General features: G+C 69.0%; 26 protein-coding genes and 1 pseudogene. 20 read left to right on the top strand and 7 right to left on the bottom strand.

From position 1 onward, the window contains the following. Window positions 1-23: 23 nt before the first annotated feature. Together LCL61_RS10505 and LCL61_RS10500 are read right to left on the bottom strand one after the other, a co-directional pair. A complete protein-coding gene (locus LCL61_RS10505) occupies window positions 24-473 on the bottom strand; it encodes a GNAT family N-acetyltransferase (RefSeq protein WP_340686662.1) in 450 nt (149 codons plus the stop codon). Between the two features lie 5 nt (window positions 474-478). Beyond that, window positions 479-2,068 carry an amidohydrolase gene (locus LCL61_RS10500; RefSeq protein WP_340686661.1) on the bottom strand — a complete coding sequence of 530 codons (1,590 nt, stop codon included), beginning with the start codon at window positions 2,066-2,068 and terminating at the stop codon, window positions 479-481. 47 nt (window positions 2,069-2,115) lie between these two features. On the opposite strand from LCL61_RS10500, the gene LCL61_RS10495 reads away from it, so the two are divergent. The 5 genes and pseudogenes from LCL61_RS10495 to LCL61_RS10475 form a co-directional block, all read left to right on the top strand. Next, the gene (locus tag LCL61_RS10495) at window positions 2,116-2,868 is read left to right on the top strand and encodes an enoyl-CoA hydratase/isomerase family protein (protein WP_340686660.1); all 753 of its coding nucleotides are present in this window, start codon (window positions 2,116-2,118) and stop codon (window positions 2,866-2,868) included. After that, complete coding sequence (locus LCL61_RS10490; RefSeq protein WP_340686659.1) at window positions 2,865-4,409, top strand: ATP-dependent acyl-CoA ligase; 1,545 nt, start codon at window positions 2,865-2,867, stop codon at window positions 4,407-4,409. The genes LCL61_RS10495 and LCL61_RS10490 overlap by 4 nt, the downstream gene beginning before the upstream one ends. Beyond that, window positions 4,400-5,041: a TetR/AcrR family transcriptional regulator gene (locus LCL61_RS10485; RefSeq protein WP_340686658.1), complete on the top strand. Its 642-nt coding sequence runs from the start codon at window positions 4,400-4,402 to the stop codon at window positions 5,039-5,041. The genes LCL61_RS10490 and LCL61_RS10485 overlap by 10 nt, the downstream gene beginning before the upstream one ends. A 58-nt stretch (window positions 5,042-5,099) precedes the next feature. Beyond that, window positions 5,100-5,429 carry a hypothetical protein gene (locus LCL61_RS10480; RefSeq protein ID WP_340686657.1) on the top strand — a complete coding sequence of 110 codons (330 nt, stop codon included), beginning with the start codon at window positions 5,100-5,102 and terminating at the stop codon, window positions 5,427-5,429. A 20-nt stretch (window positions 5,430-5,449) separates the two neighbouring features. Beyond that, a pseudogene (locus LCL61_RS10475) lies at window positions 5,450-5,803 on the top strand (sensor histidine kinase); the annotation flags it as partial. Window positions 5,804-5,973: 170 nt separating this feature from the next. On the opposite strand, the gene LCL61_RS10470 reads toward LCL61_RS10475, so the two are convergent. Together LCL61_RS10470 and mihF are read right to left on the bottom strand one after the other, a co-directional pair. Further along, complete coding sequence (locus tag LCL61_RS10470) at window positions 5,974-7,113, bottom strand: isochorismate synthase (protein WP_340686656.1); 1,140 nt, start codon at window positions 7,111-7,113, stop codon at window positions 5,974-5,976. Window positions 7,114-7,220: 107 nt separating this feature from the next. Further along, complete coding sequence (gene mihF / locus LCL61_RS10465) at window positions 7,221-7,532, bottom strand: integration host factor, actinobacterial type (protein ID WP_005155963.1); 312 nt, start codon at window positions 7,530-7,532, stop codon at window positions 7,221-7,223. Window positions 7,533-7,983: 451 nt separating this feature from the next. On the opposite strand from mihF, the gene LCL61_RS10460 reads away from it, so the two are divergent. Both LCL61_RS10460 and LCL61_RS10455 read left to right on the top strand, forming a co-directional pair. Continuing rightward, window positions 7,984-9,621 carry a long-chain fatty acid--CoA ligase gene (locus LCL61_RS10460; RefSeq protein WP_340686655.1) on the top strand — a complete coding sequence of 546 codons (1,638 nt, stop codon included), beginning with the start codon at window positions 7,984-7,986 and terminating at the stop codon, window positions 9,619-9,621. A 100-nt stretch (window positions 9,622-9,721) separates the two neighbouring features. Then, the gene (locus LCL61_RS10455) at window positions 9,722-10,984 is read left to right on the top strand and encodes an ABC transporter substrate-binding protein (protein ID WP_340686654.1); all 1,263 of its coding nucleotides are present in this window, start codon (window positions 9,722-9,724) and stop codon (window positions 10,982-10,984) included. Here the strand turns inward: LCL61_RS10455 and LCL61_RS10450 are convergent. After that, complete coding sequence (locus tag LCL61_RS10450; protein ID WP_340688543.1) at window positions 10,953-11,408, bottom strand: hypothetical protein; 456 nt, start codon at window positions 11,406-11,408, stop codon at window positions 10,953-10,955. The genes LCL61_RS10455 and LCL61_RS10450 overlap by 32 nt on opposite strands. Window positions 11,409-11,466: 58 nt before the next feature. Here LCL61_RS10450 and LCL61_RS10445 point away from each other — a divergent pair, with 58 nt between their 5' ends. Continuing rightward, window positions 11,467-12,066, top strand: a complete 600-nt coding sequence (locus LCL61_RS10445) for a TetR/AcrR family transcriptional regulator C-terminal domain-containing protein (protein WP_340686653.1) — start codon at window positions 11,467-11,469, stop codon at window positions 12,064-12,066. Between the two features lie 266 nt (window positions 12,067-12,332). Here the strand turns inward: LCL61_RS10445 and LCL61_RS10440 are convergent, their stop codons facing one another. After that, window positions 12,333-12,782, bottom strand: coding sequence for a hypothetical protein (locus LCL61_RS10440; RefSeq protein ID WP_233621852.1), 450 nt, complete (start codon window positions 12,780-12,782; stop codon window positions 12,333-12,335). A gap of 161 nt (window positions 12,783-12,943) precedes the next feature. On the opposite strand from LCL61_RS10440, the gene LCL61_RS10435 reads away from it, so the two are divergent. From LCL61_RS10435 to LCL61_RS10420, 4 genes are all read left to right on the top strand, one after another. After that, window positions 12,944-14,665, top strand: coding sequence for a TIGR03767 family metallophosphoesterase (locus tag LCL61_RS10435; RefSeq protein WP_340686652.1), 1,722 nt, complete (start codon window positions 12,944-12,946; stop codon window positions 14,663-14,665). 151 nt (window positions 14,666-14,816) lie between these two features. Next, window positions 14,817-16,082: a C39 family peptidase gene (locus LCL61_RS10430; RefSeq protein WP_340686651.1), complete on the top strand. Its 1,266-nt coding sequence runs from the start codon at window positions 14,817-14,819 to the stop codon at window positions 16,080-16,082. 186 nt (window positions 16,083-16,268) lie between these two features. Beyond that, complete coding sequence (locus LCL61_RS10425) at window positions 16,269-17,363, top strand: S-(hydroxymethyl)mycothiol dehydrogenase (protein WP_340686650.1); 1,095 nt, start codon at window positions 16,269-16,271, stop codon at window positions 17,361-17,363. After that, window positions 17,357-18,085, top strand: coding sequence for a gamma-glutamylcyclotransferase (locus LCL61_RS10420; protein WP_425341993.1), 729 nt, complete (start codon window positions 17,357-17,359; stop codon window positions 18,083-18,085). The genes LCL61_RS10425 and LCL61_RS10420 overlap by 7 nt, the downstream gene beginning before the upstream one ends. 72 nt (window positions 18,086-18,157) lie before the next feature. On the opposite strand, the gene LCL61_RS10415 is transcribed toward LCL61_RS10420, so the two are convergent. Then, a complete protein-coding gene (locus tag LCL61_RS10415; RefSeq protein WP_340686649.1) occupies window positions 18,158-19,777 on the bottom strand; it encodes an FAD-binding oxidoreductase in 1,620 nt (539 codons plus the stop codon). 97 nt (window positions 19,778-19,874) lie between these two features. Between LCL61_RS10415 and LCL61_RS10410 the strand changes: the two genes are divergently transcribed. The 8 genes from LCL61_RS10410 (at window position 19,875) to LCL61_RS10375 (ending at window position 25,649) form a co-directional block, all read left to right on the top strand. Then, on the top strand, window positions 19,875-20,438 hold the full coding sequence (locus LCL61_RS10410) for a TetR/AcrR family transcriptional regulator (RefSeq protein ID WP_340688542.1): 564 nt from the start codon (window positions 19,875-19,877) through the stop codon (window positions 20,436-20,438). Further along, window positions 20,435-21,976 carry a glycerol-3-phosphate dehydrogenase/oxidase gene (locus LCL61_RS10405; RefSeq protein ID WP_340686648.1) on the top strand — a complete coding sequence of 514 codons (1,542 nt, stop codon included), beginning with the start codon at window positions 20,435-20,437 and terminating at the stop codon, window positions 21,974-21,976. Before LCL61_RS10410 ends, LCL61_RS10405 begins: the two co-directional genes overlap by 4 nt. Window positions 21,977-22,057: 81 nt before the next feature. Then, entirely contained in the window at window positions 22,058-22,327 is a 270-nt protein-coding gene (locus tag LCL61_RS10400; protein ID WP_034308595.1) for a helix-turn-helix transcriptional regulator, read from the top strand. Further along, window positions 22,324-22,860 carry a hypothetical protein gene (locus tag LCL61_RS10395; protein ID WP_340686647.1) on the top strand — a complete coding sequence of 179 codons (537 nt, stop codon included), beginning with the start codon at window positions 22,324-22,326 and terminating at the stop codon, window positions 22,858-22,860. The genes LCL61_RS10400 and LCL61_RS10395 overlap by 4 nt, the downstream gene beginning before the upstream one ends. Further along, a complete protein-coding gene (locus LCL61_RS10390) occupies window positions 22,857-23,312 on the top strand; it encodes a hypothetical protein (RefSeq protein WP_340686646.1) in 456 nt (151 codons plus the stop codon). The genes LCL61_RS10395 and LCL61_RS10390 overlap by 4 nt, the downstream gene beginning before the upstream one ends. Beyond that, complete coding sequence (locus tag LCL61_RS10385) at window positions 23,309-23,539, top strand: hypothetical protein (RefSeq protein WP_340686645.1); 231 nt, start codon at window positions 23,309-23,311, stop codon at window positions 23,537-23,539. Before LCL61_RS10390 ends, LCL61_RS10385 begins: the two co-directional genes overlap by 4 nt. Further along, a complete protein-coding gene (locus tag LCL61_RS10380; RefSeq protein ID WP_340686644.1) occupies window positions 23,536-24,462 on the top strand; it encodes an ATP-binding cassette domain-containing protein in 927 nt (308 codons plus the stop codon). The genes LCL61_RS10385 and LCL61_RS10380 overlap by 4 nt, the downstream gene beginning before the upstream one ends. Beyond that, window positions 24,459-25,649 carry an ABC transporter permease gene (locus LCL61_RS10375; protein WP_340686643.1) on the top strand — a complete coding sequence of 397 codons (1,191 nt, stop codon included), beginning with the start codon at window positions 24,459-24,461 and terminating at the stop codon, window positions 25,647-25,649. Before LCL61_RS10380 ends, LCL61_RS10375 begins: the two co-directional genes overlap by 4 nt. The last annotated feature ends 48 nt before the right edge of the window (window positions 25,650-25,697 follow it).

The following is a 25,697-nucleotide window of genomic DNA, read 5'->3' as shown; positions in this document are numbered from 1 at the left end:
GGTGCGAGTTTACGGCTTGCCGCTCACCTGGCGTGCGGTCGCCAGCGGTACCGGATCCAGCCGGGGACGGGTTCGGCGCCGAGCTGGGCGTAGAACGCCTCGCCCTTCTCGTTGCCCTCCTGCATGTCCCATTCGACCCGGCCGGGCGTCCGCGCGCTCAGCTCGTCGAGCAGCTCCCGCCCGAGGCCGAAGCGGCGGTGTTCCGGGCGCACGAAGAGGTCGTCGAGCCAGATCCCCGGCCGGGCCTCCCAGGTGGAGAAGTTCCAGCTGCAGAAGGCGAAGCCCGCGATCTTGCCCGGTTCACCCGGAGGGGTGGCCAGCAGCACCCAGGCCTTCGGGTCGGGTCCGAAGAGGAACCCGGCCATCTCCTGCCTGTCGAGCTTCAGATCGTGTTTGTCCTCGTAGACCGCGTGCTCCTCGATGAGCGCGCAGATCTCCTCGATGTCGTCCGCGACCGCGTCCCGTACCGGCATGGGTCTCAGCTCCGTTCGTAGACGATGTCGCCGCCGACGGCGGTGGCGACGACGTGGATCGAATCCAAAGTGGACTCGTCGGTCGGGTCGGCCGAAAGGACGGCGAAGTCCGCGAGCTTGCCGACCTCCAGCGTGCCCAGGTCCTTCTCGGCGAAAGCCGCGTACGCGGATCCGTACGTGTACGCGCGCAGGGCTTCGGCCGGCGTGAGCCGCTCATCGGGACCCAGCACGACACCGGACGCGGTCTTCCGCCGCACCATGTCGGCCAGCGCGAGCAGCGGCGCGCCCTCGACTACGGGGCGGTCCGAGCTGGCCGGGAGCACGCAGCCCGCGTCGAGCAGGCTCTTGAGCCGGTAGCACCACGGCTCGCGCTCGGGGCCCAGCGCGGCCCGCATGCCGTCGCCGATCTCGTTGACGAACCGGCCCTGCGGCGACGCGACCAGCCCCAGCGACGCCAGCCGCTTCAGCTCTCCAGGCCGCAGCACCGCGCAGTGCTCGATGCGGTGCCGGTGGTCGGGCCGCGGGTCGGTCTTGAGCGCGGCCTCGTAGGCGTCGAGGACGACGGTGATCGCGCGGTCGCCGATGGCGTGCGTCGCGATCTGCCAGCCCGCCTGGTGCGCGGCGGCGATCGTCCGCGCGATCTCGTCCTCGGGCACCTGGAAGTAGCCGACGTTGTCCGGCTCGCCCGCGAACGGCTCGTGCATCGCGCAGGTCCGGCCGATCAGTGATCCGTCGGCGAACAGCTTCATCGCGCCGATCCGCAGCCATTCGTCGCCGAACCCGGTGCGCATCCCCAGGTCCAAGCCGAAGCCGGCACCCGCGTCGAGGTCGTGCAGCACGCTCGCCGCGACCATCACCGTGCTCCGCACGCGCAACACCCCGCGTTCGCGCGCCAGCTGGTACGCGGCGAGTTCGGCGGGGGTCTCCCCCACGAGACCCCCGCCGATCCCGGCCTCCTGGACACTCGTGATCCCCTCGGCCAGATACCGCTCGCTCGCCCTGTCCAGCCCGCGGACGACCCGCTCCACCGGCGTCGGGTAGGTCAGCGGCCGCAGCATGAGCTGGGCCTGCTCCCGCAGGAGACCGGTCGGCGAACCGTCCTCGTCGCGGACGACGTCGCCGCCCACGGGCACGTTCCCCAGGTCCAGGCGCTCCAGTACCGCGGAGTTGACCACGGTCATATGCCCGGAAGTGTGCTTGAGCCGCACGAAGTGGCCAGGGGCGGCGCGATCGAGCCCCTGCCTCGTCGGATGGCCGCCCACGAGCTTGTTCTGGTCGTAACCACTGCCGATGATCCAGCCGCCCGGCGGCGTCTCGGCCGCGCGCCGCGCGACGGCGTCGTACACCTCGTCGACACTGCGGCAATACGAAAGCGCGACGTCGTCGAGGGCCATGCCGAACCAGGCCATGTGGTTGTGCGCGTCGTGGAATCCGGGCACGACCACCGAGCCGCCGAGATCCACGCGACGTTTCGCGGAAAGCGCGGCAGCGTCGTCGCCCGACGCGACAATTCGCCCGTTCAGCACCGCAAGCGATGCGGATTCCTCTGTTCCGGTGAGGAACCGGGCGTTCTCGTAGACCGTGTCGACCCGCATGTATTCGACCCTATCGATCGATCGATCGGTCGTCTAGGCTCGGCGTCATGAGCACCGTGGACTACGCACTCGACGACGGCATCGCCGTGATCTGGCTGAACCGCCCGGAGCGGCTCAACGCGGTGGTCGCCGAACTGGTCGACGACCTGCTGGAGGCGCTCGACGCGGCCGCGCGTTCGGACGCACGCGCCGTCGTGCTGGCCGGGCGGGGACGCGCGTTCTGCGCCGGTCACGACCTCAAGGAGCCCACCCCGTCCGGGGACACAGCTGATTCCAGGGCGCGCCTCGACCGGCTACAGGACGTGACGCGCCGTCTTCGCGGGCTGCGCCAGCCCGTCATCGCCGCGGTCCACGGCTACGCGATCGGCGCGGGCGCCGAGTTCGCGATGGGCTGCGACCTGATCCTCGCCGCCGAAGACGCGGTGTTCGCCTTCCCCGAGGTCTCCTTGGGCCTGAGCGTCACGGGCGCGGCCTCGCGGTTGCTGCCGCTGCTGGTCGGCCCGCTGAAGGCCAAGGAACTCCTGCTGCTGGGTGAGCGCGTGAGCGGCGCCGAAGCGGCCGAACTCGGCCTGGTCAACGCCGCACTGCCCGTCGACGATCTGATGGACACCGCCCTCGCCTGGGCGGCCAAGATCGCCGCGCATCCGGCGGCCGCGGCCACGATGGCCAAACGCGCCCTCGATTCCGGCATCGACAGCTCCCTCGACGCGGCCCTCGAACTCGAAGTCAGCCACGCGCTGATCACCGAGCACTCCGCCGAGGTCGCCGCCTCGGCCGAAGCTTTCCGGAGCCGGGCATGACCTCGTTCGCCGGAATCGACACCCTCCTCGGACTGACCACCAGGGCCGCCGCGCTCTGGCCGGACAAGACGGCGTGGATCTTCGACTCCACCGGGGAGAGCTTCACGTTCGCCGACGTCGACGCGCGCAGCACCGAGTTCGCCCGCGCGCTGCTGGAACTCGGCGTGGAACCGGGTGACCGGGTCGCGGTGATGCTGCGCAACCAGCCCGAGTTCCCGTTGCTGTGGCTGGCCTTGGCCAAGATCGGCGGGGTACTCGTCCCGGTCAACACCGGGTACCGCGAGTTCGACGGCGCCCACGTGCTGCGCCACTCGGGCGCCAGGTTCGCCGTGGCCGCCGAGGAATTCCTGGAGCTGCTGAACAAGATCGCGCCGGAGACCTCGCTGGAACGCGTGCTCACACCCGGCGAACTCACCGGTTCCGGTGCCGCACCGGCCTTCACGAGCGAAGCCGAACTGCCGGTCAACATCCAGTACACCTCGGGAACCACGGGCGCGCCCAAGGGCTGCGTACTGCCGAACCGGTATTGGACGACACTCGCGATCGGCCTGGTCACGGACTACCCGTCGGTCGGCACGGACGACGTCATCCTGACCGCGCAACCGTTCCACTACATCGATCCACAGTGGAACGTCGCGCTGGGGCTCGCGGGCGGCGCGACCCTGGTGGTGCTCGACCGCTTCCACCCGTCGACGTTCTGGGACAAGATCCGCGAACACGGCGTCACCTGGTTCTACTGCCTCGGCCTGATGCCCACCCTCCTGCTGCGGCAGCCGGAAAGCGAGCTGGACAAGGCACACCAGGTGCGCGCGATCTGCGCTTCGGCCATCCCGCGCGACCTGCACGCCGCGCTCGAAGCACGCTGGGGCGCGCCGTGGTACGAGGCCTTCGGCATGACCGAGACCGGCGGCGACATCCGGATGTACCCGGCGGATCACGAGGAGACCGTCGGCACCGGCTGCCTCGGCAGGCCGACGCCCGCCCGCGAGGTGATGATCGCCGGCGAGGACGGGAAACCGCTGCCGCGCGGGGAGACCGGTGAGCTGCTGATCCGCGGGGTCGGCCTGATGCACGGCTACCACGACGATCCCGAAGCGACCAGGCGCGCCTTCGACGGCGGCTGGTTCCACACCGGCGACCTGGCCACAATGGACGCCGAAGGCCGCGTGTACTACGTGGGCCGCACCAAGGACATGATCCGCCGCAGCGGCGAGAACATCTCCGCGGACGAGGTCGAACGGGCGCTACAGCTGCATCCCGCGGTCAAGCTCGCCGCCGTCATCGCGGTGCCGGACGACATCCGCGGCGAGGAGGTCAAGGCGTACATCGTCCTCGACGAGAACGAGCGGCACCGGTGCGAGCCTGCCGAGCTGGCGGAGTTCTGTTCGACGAAACTGGCCTACTTCAAGGTTCCCCGGTTCTGGGCCATCGCGGCGGAGCTGCCGATGACGCCGTCCGAGCGGGTCGCGAAGGGCGAGCTGAAGAAGGCGGGCGACCTCCGCGCCGGTTCGTGGGACAGGACCACCGGGACATGGTTGTGAGCACCCGGGAGAGAGTCCGGCAGGCGGCGGTGAAACTGTTCGCCGCCAAGGGGTTCCACGGCACCGGCATCCGGGATCTGGCGCAGGAGGCGGAGCTGTCGTCCGCCAGCCTGTACCACTACATGGGCACCAAAGAGGATCTGCTGGTCGCCATCATGAACGAGTCGCTGCGGCGCCTGCTCGACGCGGCCGAGCGGGCGACCGCCGGACTCACCGATCCCGTGTCGCGGCTCGGCTCCCTGGTGGCGCTGCACGTGCTCGCGCACGCCATCCAGCCGGATGACACCCGCGTGGTGGACAACGAGGTCCACGCGCTCACCCCGGGTGCCAGGGCCGAAGTGGTGGGGCTGCGCGACGCCTACGAAAGACTGTGGGCGGACGCCATCGAGGACGGTGTCGCGGCGGGCGTCTTCCAAACCGACCAGCCTTCGGTGACCCGGCTCGCACTGGTGGAGATGTGCAGCGGGGTCGCGCGCTGGTATTCGCCGTCGGGGCCGCTCACCCTGGATCAGCTGGCCGCGCATTACGCGGAGCTGGCGCTGCGGGCGCTCGCCTGCGAAGGCCGGCTGGACGTCACGGCGTTGCAAAACTGCCGTGAAGTGGTCTCGGGAGTGTGGCGAGTGCCCGTTTAGCGGCGACTCATACCCCCTACGCCTTGCTCAGACGGCTTCTCTGGGGGACGCTCGAAGGGTGACTGAGCAAACGATCCAACTCGAACTGGACGACTCGGGTCTCTCGCCGGCGTTGCCGGCGCCTTCGAACCCCCGTGATCAGGTGCAGGACGTCCCCTACCGCCCGGTGGGCTTCCGCGACGACGACCTGCCCACGGCGCTCGAACGGTGCGCGACATGGCTACGCCAGGCTCAGGAGTGGCTCGGGGAACCGGTCGATGTGCTGGCCGTCCATCTCGACTACGACGACCGCAAGGGTTCGCCGTACTACGACGTGAAACTTCTCTGCAACGAAGAGGACCTGGCCGGGGTCCCGATCGCGATGCGGAACCAGAAGGACGAGGACTAGAGAGACCCACGCGAAGAAGGGGCCGGTTGCGCGAGGTCGTCGGCGTCCTGCTCGACAACGCGCTGCGCCACGGCGCGGGAACGGTCACGCTCGCCGCGCGGCGCGGCGACACGGAAGGCACCGTCGTCATCGAGGTCGCCGACACCGGATCGGGGGTGCCCGACGAGCTCGCGCCGCACATCTTCGAACGTGGCTTCTCCGGCGGCGGGTCGACCGGCGTCGGGCTCGCGCTCGCTCGCGCGCTCATCGAGGCAGACGGTGGACGGCTGGAGCTGTCGAGCAAGCAGCCCGCGGTGTTCAGCCTCTTCCTGAAGGTGCCCCGGCCGGGCGATGTGGCTGAGGTGCGCTGGCCGGCCGAGCGGGTTCCTCGCTAAGACCTCCCCAAGGTTCTCCCGATCGGGCAAGGCCACGGAAGCGCGCGGACCTACCGTCGGGGGGTGCGTGCGACGGCGTTCCGGTACCACCCGCCGGTGAGTCCGGTGGCCGNCGTCCTCTGAATGCGGTAGTTGCACGCGCAAGGACCGCATTCAGAGGACGAAACGCGTCAGATCTCCAGCCCCATGGCGGCCAGCAGGGTGCGGAACTTCGCCGAGGTCTCGTCGAGCTCGGTCCGGGGGTCGGAGGCGGGCACGATGCCGCCGCCGGCGTACAGCCGCATGGAGGTGTCGGCGATTTCCGCGCACCGGATCCCGACGGCCCATTCGCCGTCCCCCGCCGCGTCGACCCAGCCGACGGCACCCGCGTAGTACTCGCGATCGAACGGTTCCAGCTCCTGGACCAGTGAGCGCGCGGCCCCGGTCGGCGTGCCGCAGACCGCGGGGGTCGGATGCAGCGCGGCGGCGAGGTCCAGCGCGGTGACGTCCTCGTCGATCAGCTCGCCGGTGACGGTGGTCGAGAGGTGCCAGATCGCCGGGGTGGAGACGAGTTCCGGGCCGCGGACGTCGAGGGTGCGGCAGAACGGCCGCAGCGTCTCGACGACGGACTCCACCACGACGGCGTGTTCGACGTGGTCCTTTTCGGACGCCAGCAGCGCCTCACCGTTCGCCTTGTCGATCACCGGATCCGCGGACCGGGGCATCGACCCGGCATGCGGCCGGGACACCACGGCGCCGCCGGTGCGGGAGAGCAGGAGTTCGGGAGTGGCGCCGACCAGCGTGCGGCCGCCGGGCAGCTGCGCGGCGTAGGTGGTGTGCCGGGGGTTCCCGTTCGCCAGGTTCCGGACGACCTCGGCGACCGGGACGGCCTCCTCGAAGTCGAGGTCGAGCGCTCGGGCGAGGACGACTTTGCGCAGGTCACGTGCGCTCAGCGCGGAGACGGCCGCGCGGACGGCGGCCAGATGCGCCTCGGGTTCGGGCACGGGAGCGACCTTGACCGGCCGGGGAAGCGCGGTGCGCGGCGGGACGGTCGCGTGGTCGGAAGACGCGCGATGGATCGCACGGGGCAAGACCAGATGCCCCGGCATCGAGGTGGTGTCGAACGGCAGCACACCGACCGCGATCGACGCGCCCGAGTCGGTGAACAGCCCGGGGAGCACCCCGGACAGCCGCGACGGCTCGGTCTCGGTCGCGGTGGCCACGGCCCCGCTCGCGAGGAGCGCGTGCCGTGCCGTGGCCAGGAGGAAGTCGCCCCGCTGGTAGCGGGCGGCCAGGTCTGCCGGGGTCGCCGGTGCGGTACTGGTCGTCACCCCACCAGCGTCCCAGGCTCCGGCTGAGACCAGGGGAAAGTGTTGCCCGGGCAACAGCCTCTCAGGCAACACCTTCCCCCGGACAGCCCGTGACCTGGGCGGAAGCGTTACTTCAGCGCCTCGAGAAGGGCCTCGCGCTGCCGCTCGCCCAGGCCGGCGGCACGCCGGTCCGGGTCGATCCCGGCCTGCTCCAGCAGGGCGGCGACCTTGACCGCGCCCAGGCCGGGCACGGCCTTCAGCAGCTGCGTGACCTTCGTCTTGCCGATGGTCTTGTTCTCCTTGGCCTGCTTGAGCACCTTGTCGATGCTCTCCTTGCCGGACTTGATCGACGCAAGCAGCTCGGAGCGCGCTTTGCGAGCCTCAGCCGCCTTGGCGAGGGCATCGGCGCGCTGCTCCGGAGTCAACGTGGGCAGAGCCAACGTAGTAGTCCTTTCATCTCAGGTCTCCGCTTTCGCGGCCGACGGCCTTTAAACCATGCTTGCAAGAGCAAGCGCTGGCCAGCCGTCTCTGTACCACGGCTCCAGTAAACGCCACCCGTTCCTCGGCCGTGAAACCGACACGCACTTATTACCCCTCGACCACGCCGCGGGCAACCCGCCCCAGCCTGCGGAAACACGCCGTTCGAGCGGCGATTCGCCCGCGTTCATCACCCTTATGAGCGATGTCATCACTTCGCGCAGTCGGCCATTTTTCGTTTCATGGCACGAAAAATACGAATTATTGATGATCTTGGCCCGAACCGGCGAACACCCGTTAGCGCGACACTGTGACCGAACGGTTGCCTGCGATGTTACTGACCGGTTCACCCCTCCCGGATTAGAGTCGGCGCAACCCCAGTTCACCGGAGAACGAGCACCACGGGAGTACGCGATGTTGAGCACGATGCAGGACGGGCAGCTGTCACTGGGCAGGCTGCTCCGCCACGGCACCACGGTGCACTCCGAGAGCGAAGTCATCACCTGGACCGGTTCAGAGGCCCGCCGCGAGACCTATGGCGAGCTCGGCAAACACGCCGCGAAGCTCGCGAACGCGCTCCGGAGCCTCGGCGTCACCGGCGACCAGCGCGTCGGCACCTTCATGTGGAACAACGCGGAGCACATGGCCGCCTATCTGGCCATCCCGGCCATGGGCGCGGTGCTGCACACGCTGAACATCCGGCTGTTCCCGGAACAGCTCGTCTTCGTCGCCAACCACGCCGAAGACCACGTCGTCATCGTCGACGGCACACTGGTCCCGCTGCTGGCCAAGCAGCTGCCCGAGCTGAAGACCGTGCGTCACGTCATCGTGGCCAACGGCGACGCCTCCACCCTCCAGGCGCCGGACGGCGTCCAGGTGCACTCCTACGCCGAGTTGCTGGCCGGCCAGCCGGACACCTTCGACTGGCCCGAGGTGGACGAGCGGTCGGCCGCCGCGATGTGTTACACATCGGGCACCACGGGTGACCCGAAGGGCGTCGCGTACTCCCACCGGTCGATCTGGCTGCACTCCATGCAGGTCACGATGTCCGACAGCATGCGGCTGGCCCAGCACGACAAGGCCCTCGCGATCGTCCCGATGTTCCACGCGATGGCGTGGGGCATGCCGTACGCGGCGATGATGGTCGGCGCCTCGCTGCTCATGCCGGATCGCTTCCTCCAGCCCGCGCCCATCGCCCAGATGCTCGAGGCCGAGAAACCGACCTTCGCCGGCGCCGTCCCGACGATCTGGCAGGGCCTGCTCTCCCACCTCGACGCGAACCCGCAGGACATCTCGCATCTGCGCGAGGTCGTCGTCGGCGGATCGGCGGCACCGCCGTCGCTGATGCACGCGTTCGAGGACCGCTACGGCGTGCCGATCCTGCACGCCTGGGGCATGACCGAGACGTCGCCGCTGGGCAGCGTGGCGCGTCCGCCCGCCGCCGCGACCGGCGAGAAGGCGTGGGACTACCGCTACACCCAGGGCCGGTTCCCGGCGTCCGTCAGCGCCAGGCTGATCGGCGACAACGGCGAGGAACTGCCGTGGGACAACGAAAGCGTCGGCGAGCTCGAAGTGCAGGGCCCGTGGATCGCGGCGTCGTACTACAGCGGCACGAGCGGTGAAGAGCCCGACCCGGAGAAGTTCCACGACGGCTGGCTGCGCACCGGAGACGTCGGCAAGATCAGCCCGGACGGCTATCTCACGCTGACCGACCGCGCGAAGGACGTCATCAAGTCCGGCGGCGAGTGGATCTCCTCGGTGGATCTGGAGAACCAGGTGATGGCGCATCCCGCGGTGGCCGAGGCGGCCGTGGTCGGCATCCCCGACGAGAAGTGGGACGAGCGCCCGCTGGTCGCCGTCGTGCTCAAGGAGGGCCAGAGCGCCACGGCCGAGGAACTGCGCGAGTTCTTGTCCGACAAGGTCGCGAAGTGGCAGCTCCCGGAGAATTGGACCTTTGTGGACGAAGTCCCGAAGACCAGTGTCGGCAAGTTCGACAAGAAGCGGCTGCGGGCGTTCCACTCCGAAGGCAAACTCGACGTCAGTCAGCTCTAACGGGTTAATCTCCCGCGCGCCTGCCCTTCCGTGAAGGCCATCTTGAGGGACGCTGGTCCCTGAAGATGGCCTTCACTGCGTTCGGCGAAGGGTTTTGTTGGTGCGTAAGGCAAACAGGCGAACGTTCCTGGCGCTCGCGGGGACGACCGTGCTCTCCGCCTGCGGATCCAACACCGTCCAAACGGGAAACCCGCCGCCGTCGACGGCCTACTCCGCCGGCGTGACCAGGCCGAAACCGAAACCGGTGGACCTCGCGCAGTGGTACCACCCGTATCCCGAGGCCGGCGTCCAGGAGGCCGTCACGCGCTACGCGGCCGCGTACCAGAAGTCCAAGGTCGCGGTGCAGTGGAATCCCGACGACTACGAGACGAAACTGAACGCCGCGCTGCAGGCGGGCCCGGTCCCCGACATCTTCGAAGGCCAGGTCACCGTCGACCGCGTCCGGCAGAACCTCCTCGTCCCGCTGGACGACGTGATCGGGCCCGTGCGCGGGGATTTCAACCCCTCGGTGCTGGCGGCGCAGACGGTCGACGGCAAGGTCTACGGGATCCCACAGGCACTCGACACCCAGGTCCTCTTCTACCGCAAGAGTTTCCTGCAGGAGGCCGGGGTCCAGCCGCCGCAGACGCTGGACGAACTCGTCGACGCGGCGAAGAAACTGTCCAAGGACGGCGTCAAAGGCCTGTTCGCCGGCAACGACGCGGGCGCGGCGGCGTTGGCCGGGCCGCTGCTGTGGTCGGCCGGGCTCGACTACGTCAAGGACGGGAAATCCGTCGGCTTCGACGATCCGCGTGCCGCCACGGTGTTCGCGAAACTCCACGAGCTCAACGGTTCGCTGCTGCTGGGCGCTTCGACGGACTGGGCGGATCCGCTCCCGTTCATCGACGGGCTCACGGCCATGCAGTGGACCTGGCTGTGGAACCTGCCGAAGATCCAGGACACGGTGAAGGACGACTTCGGTGTCCTGGCCTTCCCTCGGCTCGACCCGGCGGGCGCGCCGTCCGTCCCGGTCAGCGGGTTGAGCGCGATGGTGCATTCCAAGAGCCTGAACCCCAACGCCGCCAAGGACTTCGTCAAATGGCTGTGGCTGGAGCGCACCGACTTCCAGCAGGAGTTCGCCACCAGGTTCGGGTTCCATCTGCCCGCACGGCTGAGTGTGCTCGGCAAGGTCGCCGCGGCGGCCGACGCCGCGAAGCTGGTCAAGGAGAACGGCCGTGCCGCCGGTCCACTGTGGACGCCGGTGGCGAACACCGCGCTCGTCGACGCGCTGGGCCGGATCGCCCGCGACGGCGCCGACCCGGTCGCCGAGACCAAGGCCGCCGTCGAGGCCGTCAAAGCCGAACTGGGTCGCCTGTCCGCGTGAGCCGCCGCGAACGCACGTAAGCGACGATCAGCACGATCGACAGGATCACCGCGCCGCCATCGGTGATCAGGGACGGGAGCACACCCGGCCAGCCGTGTTCGGCGATCGCCGCCCGGTGCACTTCGAACGGCACGACGTACACGCCGAACGCCTGTGCGACGTTGACCGCGAGCACCGGCCAGAACAGCCACCGCCGGCGGAACCACACCAGCAGGCCGAGCGCGTTTCCGGCGATGAAGACGTTGCCCACCAGCCTCAACGCGCCGAGATACGCGGGCGCGCCGGCGGTGTCCACCCCCTTGAGCCGCATGCTCGCCTCGATCAGGTCCAGATCGATGATCACGTAGTTCTGCAGCGTCGTCCCGACGATGAAAACGATCGAGCACAGCATCGTGACCAGGCGGATCTTCGCTGTCCAGAGCATCACTTCCCCCATTATCTATCAGTGATAGAGATAAATCTATCACTGATAGAGTCCTCGAGTGGCTCGCAAAGGCTCGCTCGACCTCGCCAAGATCACCGAGGCCGCCGTCGAACTGCTCGACGAGGCAGGCCTCGCGGAACTGAGCACCCGCCGGCTGGCGGCGAAGCTCGGCGTCAGCTCGCCGACGCTGTACTGGCACGTGAAGGACAAGGCCGAACTGCTGGACCTCGTCGCCGAGGCGATCTGCGCCGACGCCTTCGAGATCGACGGCGACCTGCCGTGGCGTGAACAGCTCGCGAGCGGGCTTCGCCAGTTCCGCACCCTGCTGCTGCGTCACCGGGACGCGGCCGCGCTGCTGCGCGAGCGGCCACCTACCGGGCCACACCGGCTTGGCCATATCGAGACGACCGCGCGGATCCTGCTGGAGGCGGGGTTTTCCGAAGAGGACACCGCCGGGATTTCGCGGCTGCTGACGGCACACGTACTCGCGTCGGTCGAAACGCTCCCCGCGCGGAAGCCGGACGAAGGATTTCTCGCACGGTTTGAGGCCTATCCACATGTGGGCAGGCTGGGCCCGGCTTTCGCGGCGCAGAGCGGCGAAGAGTTGTTCGAGCTGGGTGTCGAGGTGATCCTCGACGGGCTCGCGGCCCGGCTCTAGTCGCCACACGGGGCGATGGGGACTTTCCTCGCGTCAGATGCGGCGGTGGGCCCCTTCACCTCTCGCCTACCCAAGGAGTCACCCCGGGACGTCCGACTGTGTGGATTTTGGGGCGTTAGATGACCCGAAATCCACACAGTCCCGCGTGACCGGTCCGGCCACGACAGACGTCCGAGGGGCTGTGTGGAAATAGGGACATCGAACGTCCCTATTTCCACACACCTCTTACTCTCGGTAACACTTCAGGCGATGGCTCACGGCGGGCTCTAGTCCCCTGAGACACCCCAGATCGCCAGCTCGACGGCGACGTCGTTCTCGTACAGCAGCGCACAGTTCGCGCTCCAGCGCGGGCGGCGCTCGTACGGCAGCCGTCCCGCCTTGTCGAGTTCGTCGAAGTCGGCGACGGACGGCTCCTCGGTACCGAAGGCCGCCACGAGTTCGGCGTCGGTCAGGGGCCGGATCGTGCCGAAGTCGTCCTCACCCGTGGCGCTGATGAACTCGTGGACGTCCAGCACGGAATGGGTCCCGGACTCCTGGACGCTCTCCACCTCGTACAGCTCGTCGATCGAGTCCGGGCGGCCGAGTTCGTCCTCCTCCCAGAGGTAGTCGCCCTCCTCGAAGACGCGTGCCTTCATCGCGTCCAGCGCCGCTTCCGGATCGCCGTCGAACCGGCCGCGGACGGACCAAGCCGAAGCACCCACCTGGCCACCTCCCACGCTCGTCAAGCGGCCAGCGTAACCAGCCCGCTTGGCTTCTTTGGTATTCCGCCAAACGTGACAAATTTTCGCATTACCCTTTTCTGACGTTCACCTCACGGCTAACGTCTTCCGGCATCGTCCTTCCGCGACATCCATCCGCGACGACTGGGGGCACCGCCATGTCCGTCATCTCGAGGCGCACCTTCACCGCGGCCGGCGCCGCCGGCGTCGGCCTGCTGCTGTGCACTCCCACCGCCAACGCGCTCGACCGGGCACTGGCGCGCACCACGACCCGCGCGGTGCGCACCGCGGGCACCACGCTCGAAGCCGCGGCGGCCCCGCGGACCAGCGGACCGGGCTACACGCGGCTGACCGCGGGCCCCGGCTGGCCGCTCGTGGTCCGCGGCGACCTGGCCGCGCCGAAGTCCGGTCGCGACGATCGCCGCCGCGCGATGGCCTCCTTCGCGCAGTTCACCGACCTGCACTTCACGGACGCCGAAAGCCCGGCACGGTTCGAGTACCTTCACCCGTTCGTCGGCTCGGCGCACCGGCCGCAGGAAACCCTCGGCCCCGTCGCGACGACAGCGCTGGTCGAGCGGGTGAACAGCCTGAAGGCGGGCCCGTTCACCGGACGGCCGATCGACTTCATGGTCACCACCGGTGACAACACCGACAACCACGAACTCATCGAGCTCGAATGGTTCCTCAAGGTGCTCAACGGCGGCACCGTGAACCCGACCTCGGGCGACCCGAACGCGCACGAAGGCGTCCAGACGTCCGGGTCCTCGCATTACTGGAACCCCGGCAAGACGCTGGACGACGCGTACACGAAGAAGGGGTTCCCGCAACTGCCCGGCCTGCTCGGCGCGGCCTCGAACACCTTCACCTCGCCCGGCCTCGACGTCCCGTGGTTCTGCACCTTCGGCAACCACGACGACAGCATCGTCGGCACCGTGCCGGACTTTCCGGGAATGGACGCCTGGTACACCGGCCGCTTCAAGGTGATCGGCAAGGACGAGACGACGTCGCGAAAGCTCGCCAAGGCGATCGGGTCCGGCTCCGGCGTCCCGGTCACGGAGCTGTTCGGCGGCTCGGGCACCATCCGCGAGATCACCCCGGACGAGCGACGGCGGCCCTTCAGCACCGCGGAGTTCGTGCGGCACCACCTCGACTCCGACAACACCGGACCCGGCCCGGTCGGCCACGGGTTCAGCGAGAACAACGCCGACGGGCGGAACGTGTACTACACCTTCCGCATCGCGCCGGGGATCACCGGCATCAGCCTCGACACCACGACGATGGCCGGGCTGGCCGACGGATCGATCGGGCTCGGGCAGTTCACCTGGGTGGAGAACACGCTCAAGCGCAACAGCTCGACGTACTACGACTTCTTCGGGCGCAAGGTCACGCAGAACGTGACGGACGAGCTGTTCATCCTGTTCAGCCACCACACCAGCGACACCATGGGCAACGTGCTGCCGGACGCGCGCCACCCGCTGGAGCTCCGGCTCAACGGCGACACGTTCGTCTCGCTGCTGCACCGGTTCCCGAACGTGCTGGCGTGGGTCAACGGGCACACGCACCACAACAAGATCACCCCGCACGCCGGCAAAACCGCGAAGCAGGGCTTCTGGGAGATCAACACCGCTTCGCACATCGACTTCCCGCAGCACGCGCGGATCATCGAGGTCGCCGACAACGCCGACGGCACATTGTCGCTGTTCACGACCCTGATCGAGGCGGAGGCCCCGTACGAGGCTTCGTACTCGGACACCTCGACGCAAGCGCTTGCGTCGCTGTACCGGGAGTTCTCGTACAACGACATCCACGCCTCGCTTTCCGCCGTCGGTACCGCCCAAGACCAGAACACCGAACTCCTCCTGCCGCACCCGCTCGCCTGAGTTCCGCCTTCGATCACGCGAGTTACGCCTTCGATCACGCGAGCACGTGCTTGGAGGCGGAACTCGTGCGATCGGGGGTAACTGTTTACATACCTCGCGCGACCGACGAAAATCCCTTCCCTACTGGGTGGACACGAGGGACGGAGCGGGGATGCGCATACGAGGGCTGGTCACGCTGCTGACGATCGCGACGATGACCGCGGTGGCGGCACAGACGGCGGAGGCCGGTCCCGGCCGCCCGGACGACGAGTCGATCGACTACCACGAATGGTCCGGTCACCACGGTTTCCGTGACGGCAGGCTCGAAGGGCTCGGCCTCGACCACGGCGCGCTGCGCATCGACCGCCCGATCGGCACCGTCGAGCACACCGAACCCACGCTCGGCACCACGAAGACCTACGAATACGGCCAGTGGACGTCGAGGAGCCACACGCAGGGCTTCGACGCCTCGCAGCTGGTCGCCTCGTGGAACGCGAAGACGCCCGCGAAGACCTGGATCAAGGTCGAGGCGAAGGGCCGCACCGCCACGGGCACGGAGACGTCCTGGTACGTCATGGGCCGGTGGGCCAGCGGGGACGCCGACATCAAACGCACCAGCGTCGACGGCCAGAACGACGCCAACGCCGCGGTCGACGTCGACACGCTGGTCATGAAGGCCGGTGTCGCGCTCCGCTCGTACCAGCTGCGGGTCAGCCTGTACCGCGAAGCCGGTTCCCACGCCACGCCGTCGGTGACGTCGGTCGGTGCGATGACGTCGCTGGTCCCGGACCGCTTCGAGGTGCAGGCGACGAAACCGGGCCGCGCCACCGGGATCGAGCTCAAGGTGCCCGCCTACGCACAGAACCTCCACAAAGGACAGTTCCCGGAGTACGGCGGCGGCGGCGAGAACTGGTGCAGCCCGACGTCCACCGAAATGGTCGCCGAATACTGGGGCAAACGGCCCAAGCCCGAGGACATGAAGTGGATCCCGGAGGGTTACGTCGATCCGACCGTCGCGTACGCCGCCCGCTACACGTTCGACTACGCCTACGACGGAACCGGCAACTGGCCGTTCAACACCGCGTACGCCGCTTCACTCGGACTGCGTGGGCACATCACCCGTTTGCACTCCTTGAACGAACTCGAGAACTACATCGCGCGCGGCATCCCCGTGATCACGTCGCAGTCGTTCAAGGCCGAGGAACTCGACGGCGCGGGCTACGGCACCGCCGGGCACATCATGGTCGTCGTCGGCTTCACGAAGGACGGTGACGTGATCGCGAACGACCCGGCCGCCAACAGCAACGACCGGGTCCGAAATGTCTACAAACGACACCAGTTCGAGACGATCTGGCAGCGCACCAAGCGGTACAACACGAATGGCGGCGTTTCCAGTGGTCCCGGCGGCGTCGCTTACATCATCACGCCGGGGCACTAAATCGATTCTGCGCGCGCGGCGCGTCCGTTGAGGGCGGCGGCGGGGGCATGGATGGAGGTTCCCCACCCGAGCGGATGTCGCGATCCGGGCCGCCCGCGTGGCAAGCTCGGTGGATCGATTTCTGCGCGCGCGGCGCGTCCGCTGAGGGCGGCGGCGGGGGCATGGACGGACGACTCGGAGGTGGGCATGCCGTACGAGGTCCCAGGCGTCGTTTCCCGCGCCAAGGGTGAACCGGTCTCGCTGGAGTCCGTGACGGTGCCCGATCCCGGGCCCGGCGAGGCCGTCGTCTCGGTCAAGGCGTGCGGCGTCTGCCATACCGACCTGCACTACCGCGAGGGCGGGATCAACGACGAGTTCCCGTTCCTGCTCGGCCACGAGGCCGCGGGCTTCGTGGAGGCCGTCGGCGACGGCGTCACCGGCCTCGAACCGGGCGACTACGTGATCCTGAACTGGCGCGCGGTCTGCGGCACCTGCCGGGCCTGCCGCCGGGGCAAGCCCTGGTACTGCTTCTCGACGTTCAACGCCGCCCAGCCGATGACGCTGGCCGACGGCACCGCATTGTCGCCCGCGCTCGGCGTCGGCGCGTTCATCGAGAAGACGTTGGTCCACAGTGGACAATGCACGAAGGTCGACCCCGCCGCCGAACCGGCCGTCGCCGGGCTGCTCGGCTGCGGGGTGATGGCTGGTCTCGGCGCGGCGCTGAACACCGGAGCGGTGAGCCGCGGCGATTCCGTCGCGGTCATCGGCTGCGGCGGCGTCGGCGACGCCGCGATCGCCGGGGCGAACCTGGCCGGCGCGAAGACCATCGTCGCCGTCGACACCGACGACCGGAAACTCGCCTGGGCCAAGGACTTCGGCGCCACGCACACGCTGAACAGCAAGGGGCTGAGCGAAGAGCAGGTCGTCGAGGCGATCCGGGAGTTCACCGATTCGTTCGGCGCGGACGTCGTGATCGACGCGGTCGGCAGGCCCGAAACGTGGCGGCAGGCGTTCTACGGCCGCGATCTGGCGGGCACGGTCGTGCTCGTCGGCGTCCCGACCCCGGACATGCGGCTGGACGTGGCACTGATCGACTTCTTCTCGCGCGGCGGCTCGCTCAAGTCGTCGTGGTACGGCGATTGCCTGCCCTCACGCGACTTCCCGATGCTGATCGACCTCTATCTCCAGGGCAGGCTGCCGCTCGACAAGTTCGTCACCGAGCGGATCGCCCTCGACGGCGTCGAGCAGGCCTTCGAGCGCATGCACCGCGGCGACGTCCTCCGCAGCGTGGTGACGTGGTGAAGCTCTTCACCGACGCCGATTTCCCGGCCGATCCGTATCCGGGAGCGCGGCCGGGGCATTCGTTCGTCCACTTCGACGGCGCCGGGCACAGCCTCGACACCGCGCCGGAGGGCTGGCGCGAACGCCAGGCCGTGCTCGCCTACGGTTCGAACGCGTGCCCGTCCAAGATCACCTGGCTGCGGGAGAACATGGGCCTGACCGGTCCGGTCGTCGTCTGCCACGCGCGCTGCACCGATCTCGCCGCGGTCTGGGCATCCGGCCTGCGGTTCCGGGACGGGCAACGGCCCGCGACGCTCGCCGCCGCGCCGGGCGTCGTCGAGGAGCACGCCGTCTGGTTCGCGACGCCCGGCCAGCTGGCCGTGCTCGACAAATGCGAGGGCAAAGGACAGCGCTACAACCTGGTGCGGCTGACCGCCCCGGCCATCACCCTCGACGACGGCACCGTGCTCGACGACGTCGTGGCCTACGTCGGCGCCGCGGACATCCGCCTGCCGATCCTGGTGGACGGCAGGCATATCCGCGTCGCCGACCTCGAACAGCGCCGCGCCGCGGCACTGCAAGGCATCCCCGCCGAAACGCACGGTCTGGACTGCACGCTGGTCGAGGCCGGGACGCTGGTCAGCGGATCTGGTGGTGAACCCGCGTCCGCGATCGACGTCGGCAGGGCGAGACTTGATCGTCCAGCTCACGAAGGTGCCGAAGGCGCCCTGCCACCGCGATAGCGGAGCCTTCGGCCGGGCGGGTTCACGCGTCGAGTCACTTTCCGAAAGAGTCTCTCAGCTCCGCCGACAGGCTCAGAGAAGCTTCCCGGGATTGAGGATCCCGGTCGGGTCGACGGCTTTCTTCGCCGCTCGCAACACTTCGACGCCGATCTCGCCGATCTCCGCCGCCAGATGGCGCGCGTGGTCGACGCCGACGGCGTGGTGATGCGAGATCGTGCCGATCCCGGTGATCGCCTCCGACGCCGCCGCCTTCGCCCGCTGCCATTGGCCGACCGGGTCGGCCTCGTCACGGGCGGTGAGCACGGTGAAGTACAGCGACGCGCCCGTTTCGTACGCGTGCGAAACGTGGCACATGATGATGGCGTTGCCGAGCGTCGCGGTGAGCGCGGCACGGACGGCGTCGCGCAGGTCGCTCAGTTCCGTCCAGAACGCGGCGGTTTCGAGGGTTTCGACGCAGACACCGTTGTCCATCAAGGCGTCCCGTTGCCGAGGTCCGGAGAACCGGCCGCGGCGCCAGGATTCGCCGAGCGCGGCCCCGATGCGGACGGCGCCGAACTCCTCCAGCACGTGGGTGGTCTCCTGACGACGCCGGGCGACCGCGCGCTTCGACGCGCCTTCCCAGCCGACGATCAGCAGGCAGGGCGCGTGCACTCCCCGCGCCTTGAGGTACCGGCGCAGCGCCTTGGTCTTCAAGCTGTCGTTGAGCGCCAGGGAAACCTCGCTCTCGTCCACATCGGACAGTCGCGTGACGTCCGCGAGCGCGTGCCGCTGGGCGAGTTCGCGGACCGCGGCGGTGCCGTTCTCCCAGCCATCCAGGACATAGCCCTCGTAACGGCGCACTTCCGGCACCGGGCGGACGCGGAGGGCGACCTCGGTGATCACACCGAGCGCGCCTTCGCTGCCGATGGCCAGATGCCGCAGATCGGGTCCCGCGGCGGACGCCGGCGCGACCCCGAGTTTCCATTCCCCGCGCGGAGTCGCGAGCCGGACGCCCTTGACCATGTCCTCGAACCGGCCATAGCCCGACGAGGCCTGTCCTGCGGACCGGGTGGCGGCGAATCCGCCGATGGTGGCGCGTTCGTAGGACTGGGGAACGTGCCCGAGGGTGAAACCGTGCGCGGCGAGCAGCCGGTCCGCCTCCGGGCCGGTGACGCCCGCTTGCAGGACCGCGATCCGGGAGACCGGGTCGACGGAGACCAGTTCGCCGAGCCTGGTGAGGTCGAGCGCGATCACCGCGCTCTTGTCCCCGCGCAGCGCCGCGACCCCGCCGACCACCGACGTCCCGCCGCCGAACGGGACGACGCCGACGTCGTGCCGTGCGCAGATTTCCAGTACCGACTGGACTTCGGCGGGATTCTCCGGCAGTACGACGGCGTCCGGCACCGGAAAATCACCGAACCCGCGCCGCCGCACCAGGTCCAGATAGGACAGACCACTGGCCCTGGCGAGCCGTTCCCCCGGTGCCGGCAGGACGTGTTCGGCGCCGACGAGTTCCTCGAGGTCTCGTTTCGGCTGTTCGCCCAGCGCCGAATCGGGAACGGACAGCGCCGAATCGGGCGCGAGGGGCGCCGCGGAGCCCAGCGGACCGATACGCTGGACGAGCCACCGCAAGGCCTTCGCCGGAAGGTGGGCCGCGTCACCGCCTTCGGGCGTCCAGGATCGTCTTAACCGGTGGTCAATAAGCTCCGTCACGACTACAGTGTTACATATGGACGTAAAACGTCACTCACCTGCGGAAACAGGCGTTTCGGCGCTGGCGGACACGCGATCCCGCCAGGCCTCCACGCGTGTGTCCGACGACGTTCTGCTCGACGCCGCGAAGAAGTGCGTGCTCGCCGTCGGCGTGAGGCGGACCACCCTCGCCGAGATCGCCCGTACCGCGAAGGTCAGCCGGATGACCGTCTACCGCCGGTTCCCTGACGTGCGCAGCGTGCTCGCGACCCTCATGACCCGCGAGTTCGGCGGCCTGCTCCAGGGCGCCGCCGAGCCGGAGGTCGAGCCCGCCAACTTCCGCGAGAAGCTCGTACAGAGTTCGTCCGCCGCCGTCGCCGCGCTGTCGGGCGACCCGCTGTTCCGCACCCTGCTGGACCTCGACTCCGAACTGGTCCTGCCCTACATCGTCGAGCGGCTGGGGAAGACCCAGCGCTTCGCCGAAGGCGTGATCCTGCACCTGCTGAAGTCGGGCCACGAAGACGGCTCGATCCGCAAGGGCGACCTGCCTTCGCAGGCGCGCACCCTGCTGCTGCTCATCCAGTCCTTCGCGTTCTCGTACCGCCCCGCCACCTCGGACGTGAACGAGAAGGAGCTGATGGCGGAATTCGCCCACGTACTCGACGCGGCGTTGCGGCCGTGACGCCGGGCTCGCTCAACGCTCTGCGGCGCGACCGGGAACTCACGGCGCTGGCCGGCGGCGAGCGGGTCGATCTGGTGGTGGTCGGCGGTGGTGTCACCGGCGCGGGGATCGCGCTGGACGCGGCCGCGCGCGGCCTCTCGGTGACCCTGATCGAGGCGTACGACCTGGCATACGGGACGTCACGCTGGTCCAGCAAGCTCGTCCACGGCGGCCTCCGGTATCTGGCCAAGGGCGATCTGGCGCTGGCGCACGAAAGCGCCGTCGAACGCGGGATACTGATGACCCGCACCGCCCCGCATCTCACCAGGGCGATCCCGCAGCTCTTCCCGATGTACCGCAAGACCTCCCGCGGCCAGCAAGCGTTCATCATGACCGGCCTCGTCGCCGGTGACGGCCTCCGCCGCGCGGCCGGGACCCCGGCGTCGGTGCTGCCCCGGCCGAGGTCGATCCCGGCCGCGGAGGCTCTGGCGCTCGCGCCCGGTCTGTCCCCTCAAGGCCTGCGCGGCGCGCTGCTGGCCTACGACGGCGCGCTGACCGACGACGCGCGGCTCGTGGTGAGCCTGGCGCGCACGGCGGCGTCACGCGGCGCGAAGATCCTGACGAGGGTCGAGGCGCTCAGGCTCGACGCGGAATCGGTGCTGGCCAGGGACAGGCTCACCGGGCGGGAGATCGAGATCCGCGCACGTCAGGTGATCAACGCGACCGGCGTCTGGGCGGGCGAACTCGCGGAATCCGTGCGGCTGCGGCCTTCCCGCGGTTCGCATCTCATCCTGGCTTCGGGAGCGGCACTGATCGGCGCGACGTCGGTCAACGTGCCCGTCCCCGGCGAGAACAACCGCTTCGTCTTCCTGCTGCCGCAACCGGACGGCCGGGTGTTCGTCGGGGTCACCGACGAGCCGACCGACGGCCCGGTCCCGCGGGTGCCGTCCGTGCCGGAGTCCGATGTGGACTTCCTGCTCGAAGTGGCGTCGACGGCGTTCACCCGCCCGCTGACGCGTGCCGACGTCGCGGGTTCGTTCGCCGGGCTGCGGCCTTTGGTCGAGGGCGGCGGCGGGCGCAGCGCGGACCTCTCGCGCAAGCACGCGGTGGTGACCGGCGCCGACGGCGTGCTCACCGTCGTGGGCGGCAAGCTGACGACGTACCGGAAGATGGCCGAGGACGCCGTCGACGCGGCGCTGAAACGATCCGGGCTCCTCGCCGGACCGTCGACCACGTCCCGGCTCCCGCTGCTCGGCGCGACACCACGGAGCCGTCTGTCCACTGTGGACGCTCCAGCTCGGCTGGTCGCGAAGTACGGCACCGAAGCACCGCGGGTCGCGGCACTCGGCGAAGTCGATCAGGAACTGGGCCTGCCCCTGTTCGACGGGACCGAGATCAGCGCGGCGGAAGTCGTCTGGGCCGTGCGGCACGAGGGCGCTCTCGACGTCGAGGACGTCTTGGAGCGCCGCACCCGGCTCGGCCTGGTCGCCCCGGACGCCGAGGCGGCCCGCGGCCGCGTCCAGGAGCTTGTCGACAAATCACTCGCCGGCCTCTCCTGACCCTCCGCATGTAGTCCTCTGAATGCGGTGAAGCGCGCCCTCAACTTGACGGTTCGTTGGGTTTTTGCAACAGTATGTTCCATGAGCCCGGTCAGACGCGGCAAAGAGCTGCCGATCTACAACCGGCTTCCCGTGCTCCGGGCGGAGCGCGGACTGAGCAGGGCCGCCCTCGCGGCGGCCGTCGAGGTCAACCCGCAGACCATCGGCGCGCTCGAACGAGGGGACCACTACCCGAGCCTGGACCTGGCGTTCCGCATCTGCGCGGTGTTCGACCTCCCGGTCGAGGCCGTGTTCAGCCGCGAACCGTTCACGCCGCTGTCCACTCAGGTCTACCGGGAGGGGGGAACATGAGTGAGGAGCGAGGCCGCCTCGCGGCGTACTGGGAGCGCCAGCAGGAACGGCTGGACGAGGTGGAACGCAAGCGAGCGCTGAAGCTGCCGACCTGGCGCACGCGGAAACGGCGGCGAGCGTTGAGTGTGCTGGTGGTCGCCGGCGATCTGATCCTGATCGCCGGAGCGGCCCTCTACCAGACAGGGCAGACGGGGGCCTTCCTCGCGTGCTGGCTCGGCGGGGGTGTCGTGGCGGGCGGAGCCCAGTACCTGCTGCGCATCCTCACCGGCAAGATGAGCGGCGGTTTCTCGATGCGGCTCGACGAACGCGAGCGGGAGATGCGCCACCGCGTCACCTATGTCAGCTATCAGATCCTGGTGGCCCTGATGCTGTTCGCGGTGCTTTACGGCCTCTTGGTCCCCGGCCCCAAGGCCGGTGGCGCGATGATGGCCTGCGCGCTGTTGATCACCGGCACCACGGTGTCCGCCGTCATCCTGGGCTGGTCGCTGCCGGACGACGACCCTGAAGACTTCGAAGGGGTGCTCCCCGCATGACCACCACCCGCACGCGATCGGATCGCCGTCGTCTCGCCGTCGCGGCCGTGATCGGCCATCTGGTCGTGATCGCCGGTGCCGCCCTGCTGCGCGAGCCGACCTTGTGGTTCGCCGTTGGCCTGATGGGGCCCGGGCTGTGTCTCTGCGTCGGCACCGCGGCGGTGCTGCGCAAGGCCGTCGGCAGACCCGGCTCCGCGGCGAAGGATCTCGACGAACGCGAGCTGCTGCTGCGAAACCGCGCGCACTACGCTGCGTTCCAGGGGATCTGCGTGCTGATGCTGGTGGATCTCGGGTACGGGCTCTACGCGGCGGGGCAACCGGATTCCGGTTCGCTGCTGTCCGCGATGACAGCGGCGTTGTTCGTCTTCGGGACGTCGCTACCGGCGCTGTGGCTCGCCTGGCGGCTGCCGGACGACGACCCTGAAGACTTCGAGGGGGTGGCTCCGGCATGACCGGGGACAAGAAGCGGCACAAGCTGTCCATCGGCGTGGTCGCCGTCGTGCTGGTCGCGGGTGGGGTCCTCGCCGGCGCGGGCCGGGCGGTCCTGGTGTACCGGGCCAGCTCGGTGGTGAGCAACGTCAAGCTGGATGGGCTGATCGAACGGAACCGCACGGTTTCCGGCGTCCATCGGGGATTCGCGGCGCTGGTGCGGTATTTCGAAGAGGGGAAGTGGAAATGAGCGAGGGGAAGCTGGAGATCGACCGGATCTCCAAGAAGTACGGCGCGAAGGTCGCGCTGGACGAGGTGAGCTTCGAGGTCCAGCCCGGTGAGCTGTTCGGGTTCGTCGGCAGCAACGGCGCGGGCAAGACCACCACGATGCGGATCGTGCTCGGGGTGCTCGCGGCCGACTCCGGCCAGGTGCGCTTCGACGGCGCCCCGATCACCCACGAGACCCGCACCCACATCGGGTACATGCCAGAGGAACGCGGGCTGTACCCGAAGATGAAGGTGCTGGAACAGCTGGTCTATCTCGCCGAGCTGCACGGGATGTCGACCAACGACGCCCATCGCAGCGCCGAGAACTGGATCGCCCGGCTCGGGCTGACCGAACGGCGCAAGGACGAGGTGCAGAAGCTGAGCCTCGGCAACCAGCAGCGCGTGCAGCTCGCCGCCGCGCTGGTGCACGATCCGAAGGTCCTCGTGCTGGACGAGCCGTTCTCCGGCCTCGACCCGCTGGCCGTGGACGTGATGAGCGGGGTGCTGCGCGAGAAGGCCGCGACCGGCGTGCCGGTGGTGTTCTCCAGTCACCAGCTGGATCTGGTCGAGCGGCTGTGCGACCGGGTCGGCATCATCCGAAGTGGACGGATGGTCGCCTCCGGCACCGTCGGGGAGCTGACCGCCGGTGCGGGCAACGGTCTCGTCGTCACCGCGCCCGCCGCCGCGCCCGGCTGGGCTTCCTCCGTCCCCGGTGTCCGGACGGTCGAACAGAACGGCTCGACGACGATCCTCGAACTCGAGGCGGGCGCCGACGATCAGGCCGTGCTCGCCGCGGCGCTGGCCACCGGCCCGGTCACCGAGTTCACCAAACGCAGGCGTTCGCTGACCGAGCTTTTCCGCGACGCGGTCGCCGAGAAGCCGGCGGCACAGGGAGTTTCCGCATGAACACCGTATCTTCGTGGCGCGCGGTCTGGCTCATCGCCAAACGCGAGCTGAACACCCGGCTGCGCACCAGGTCCTTCGTGGTCGGCACCGCCGTGCTGCTGGTCATGCTGATGGGGTACGTCCTGCTGCAGTCCACGCTGATCAGCAACGAGGACAAGAGCAAGGTCGGGCTCACCGGCCAGACCGCCGGGATCGCGCAGCAGCTCAAGACAGCGGGCGAGGCGATCGGCGAGAAGATCGAGACCGTCACCGTCGCCGATCCGGCGCAAGGCCGGTCTCAGGTCGAGAACGGCGATCTGGACGCGCTGCTGTCCGGCAACGCCACCGAGCTGAAAGTGCTCGTCAAGTCCGATTTGGACACGAAGCTGCGTTCCCTGCTGAACGGCGTGTCCCAGCAGGAAGTGCTGAACGGCATCCTTTCCGAGGCCCAGAAGTCGCCGGACGAGGTGATGCGCACGGTCCACCAGACCCAGGTCGAGGTCGACTCGATCAAACCGCCGGACCCGGAGAAGTCACAGCGGATGGTGATCGGGCTGATCGTGGCGGTGCTGCTGTACATGAGCATCGTGACCTACGGGACGCTGGTCGCGCAGGGCGTGGTCGAGGAGAAGTCCAGCCGCGTGGTGGAGATCCTGCTGTCCACGGTCCGGCCGTGGCATCTGTTGCTGGGCAAGGTGATCGGGCTCGGCCTGGTCGGGCTGACGCAGCTGGTGATCATCGGCGGTGCCGGGTTCGTCGTCGCGTCCGCGACCGACGTGCTGACGCTGTCCGGGGTCGCGACGAGCGCGCTGCTGTGGGGTGTGCTGTGGTACCTGCTCGGGTTCCTGCTGTACGCCACCGTCTACGGCGCCATGGGTTCGCTGGTCTCCCGGCAGGAGGACACCCAGTCCGTGATCGGCCCGGTCAACATCGTGCTGATCCTCGGCTTCGTCGTCGGGTTCAACCTGCTGGCGCAGGCGCCGGAGGGCACGGGCACGAAGGTGCTTTCCCTGGTGCCGTTGCTTTCCCCGGTGCTGATGCCCGCCAGGATCGCCGCCGGGACCGTCGAGACGTGGGAGATCGCGCTGTCGCTGGGCCTGACCGTGGGCGCCATCGCCCTGTTCACCTGGCTGGGCGCGCGGATCTATCAGAACAGCGTCCTGCGGGTCGGCAGCCGGATCAAGCTTTCGGAAGCCCTGAAGGGCTGACCCGCGAGTCCGTGAAGGCCTCCTTCCCTACCCTGAGAGTAGGGAAGG

This window comes from Amycolatopsis coloradensis, from assembly GCF_037997115.1.
GTDB classification, from domain to species: Bacteria; Actinomycetota; Actinomycetes; order Mycobacteriales; family Pseudonocardiaceae; genus Amycolatopsis; species Amycolatopsis coloradensis_A.
Note: the sequence above shows the minus strand (reverse complement) of the source record. Positions and strands in the feature narration are given on the sequence as shown.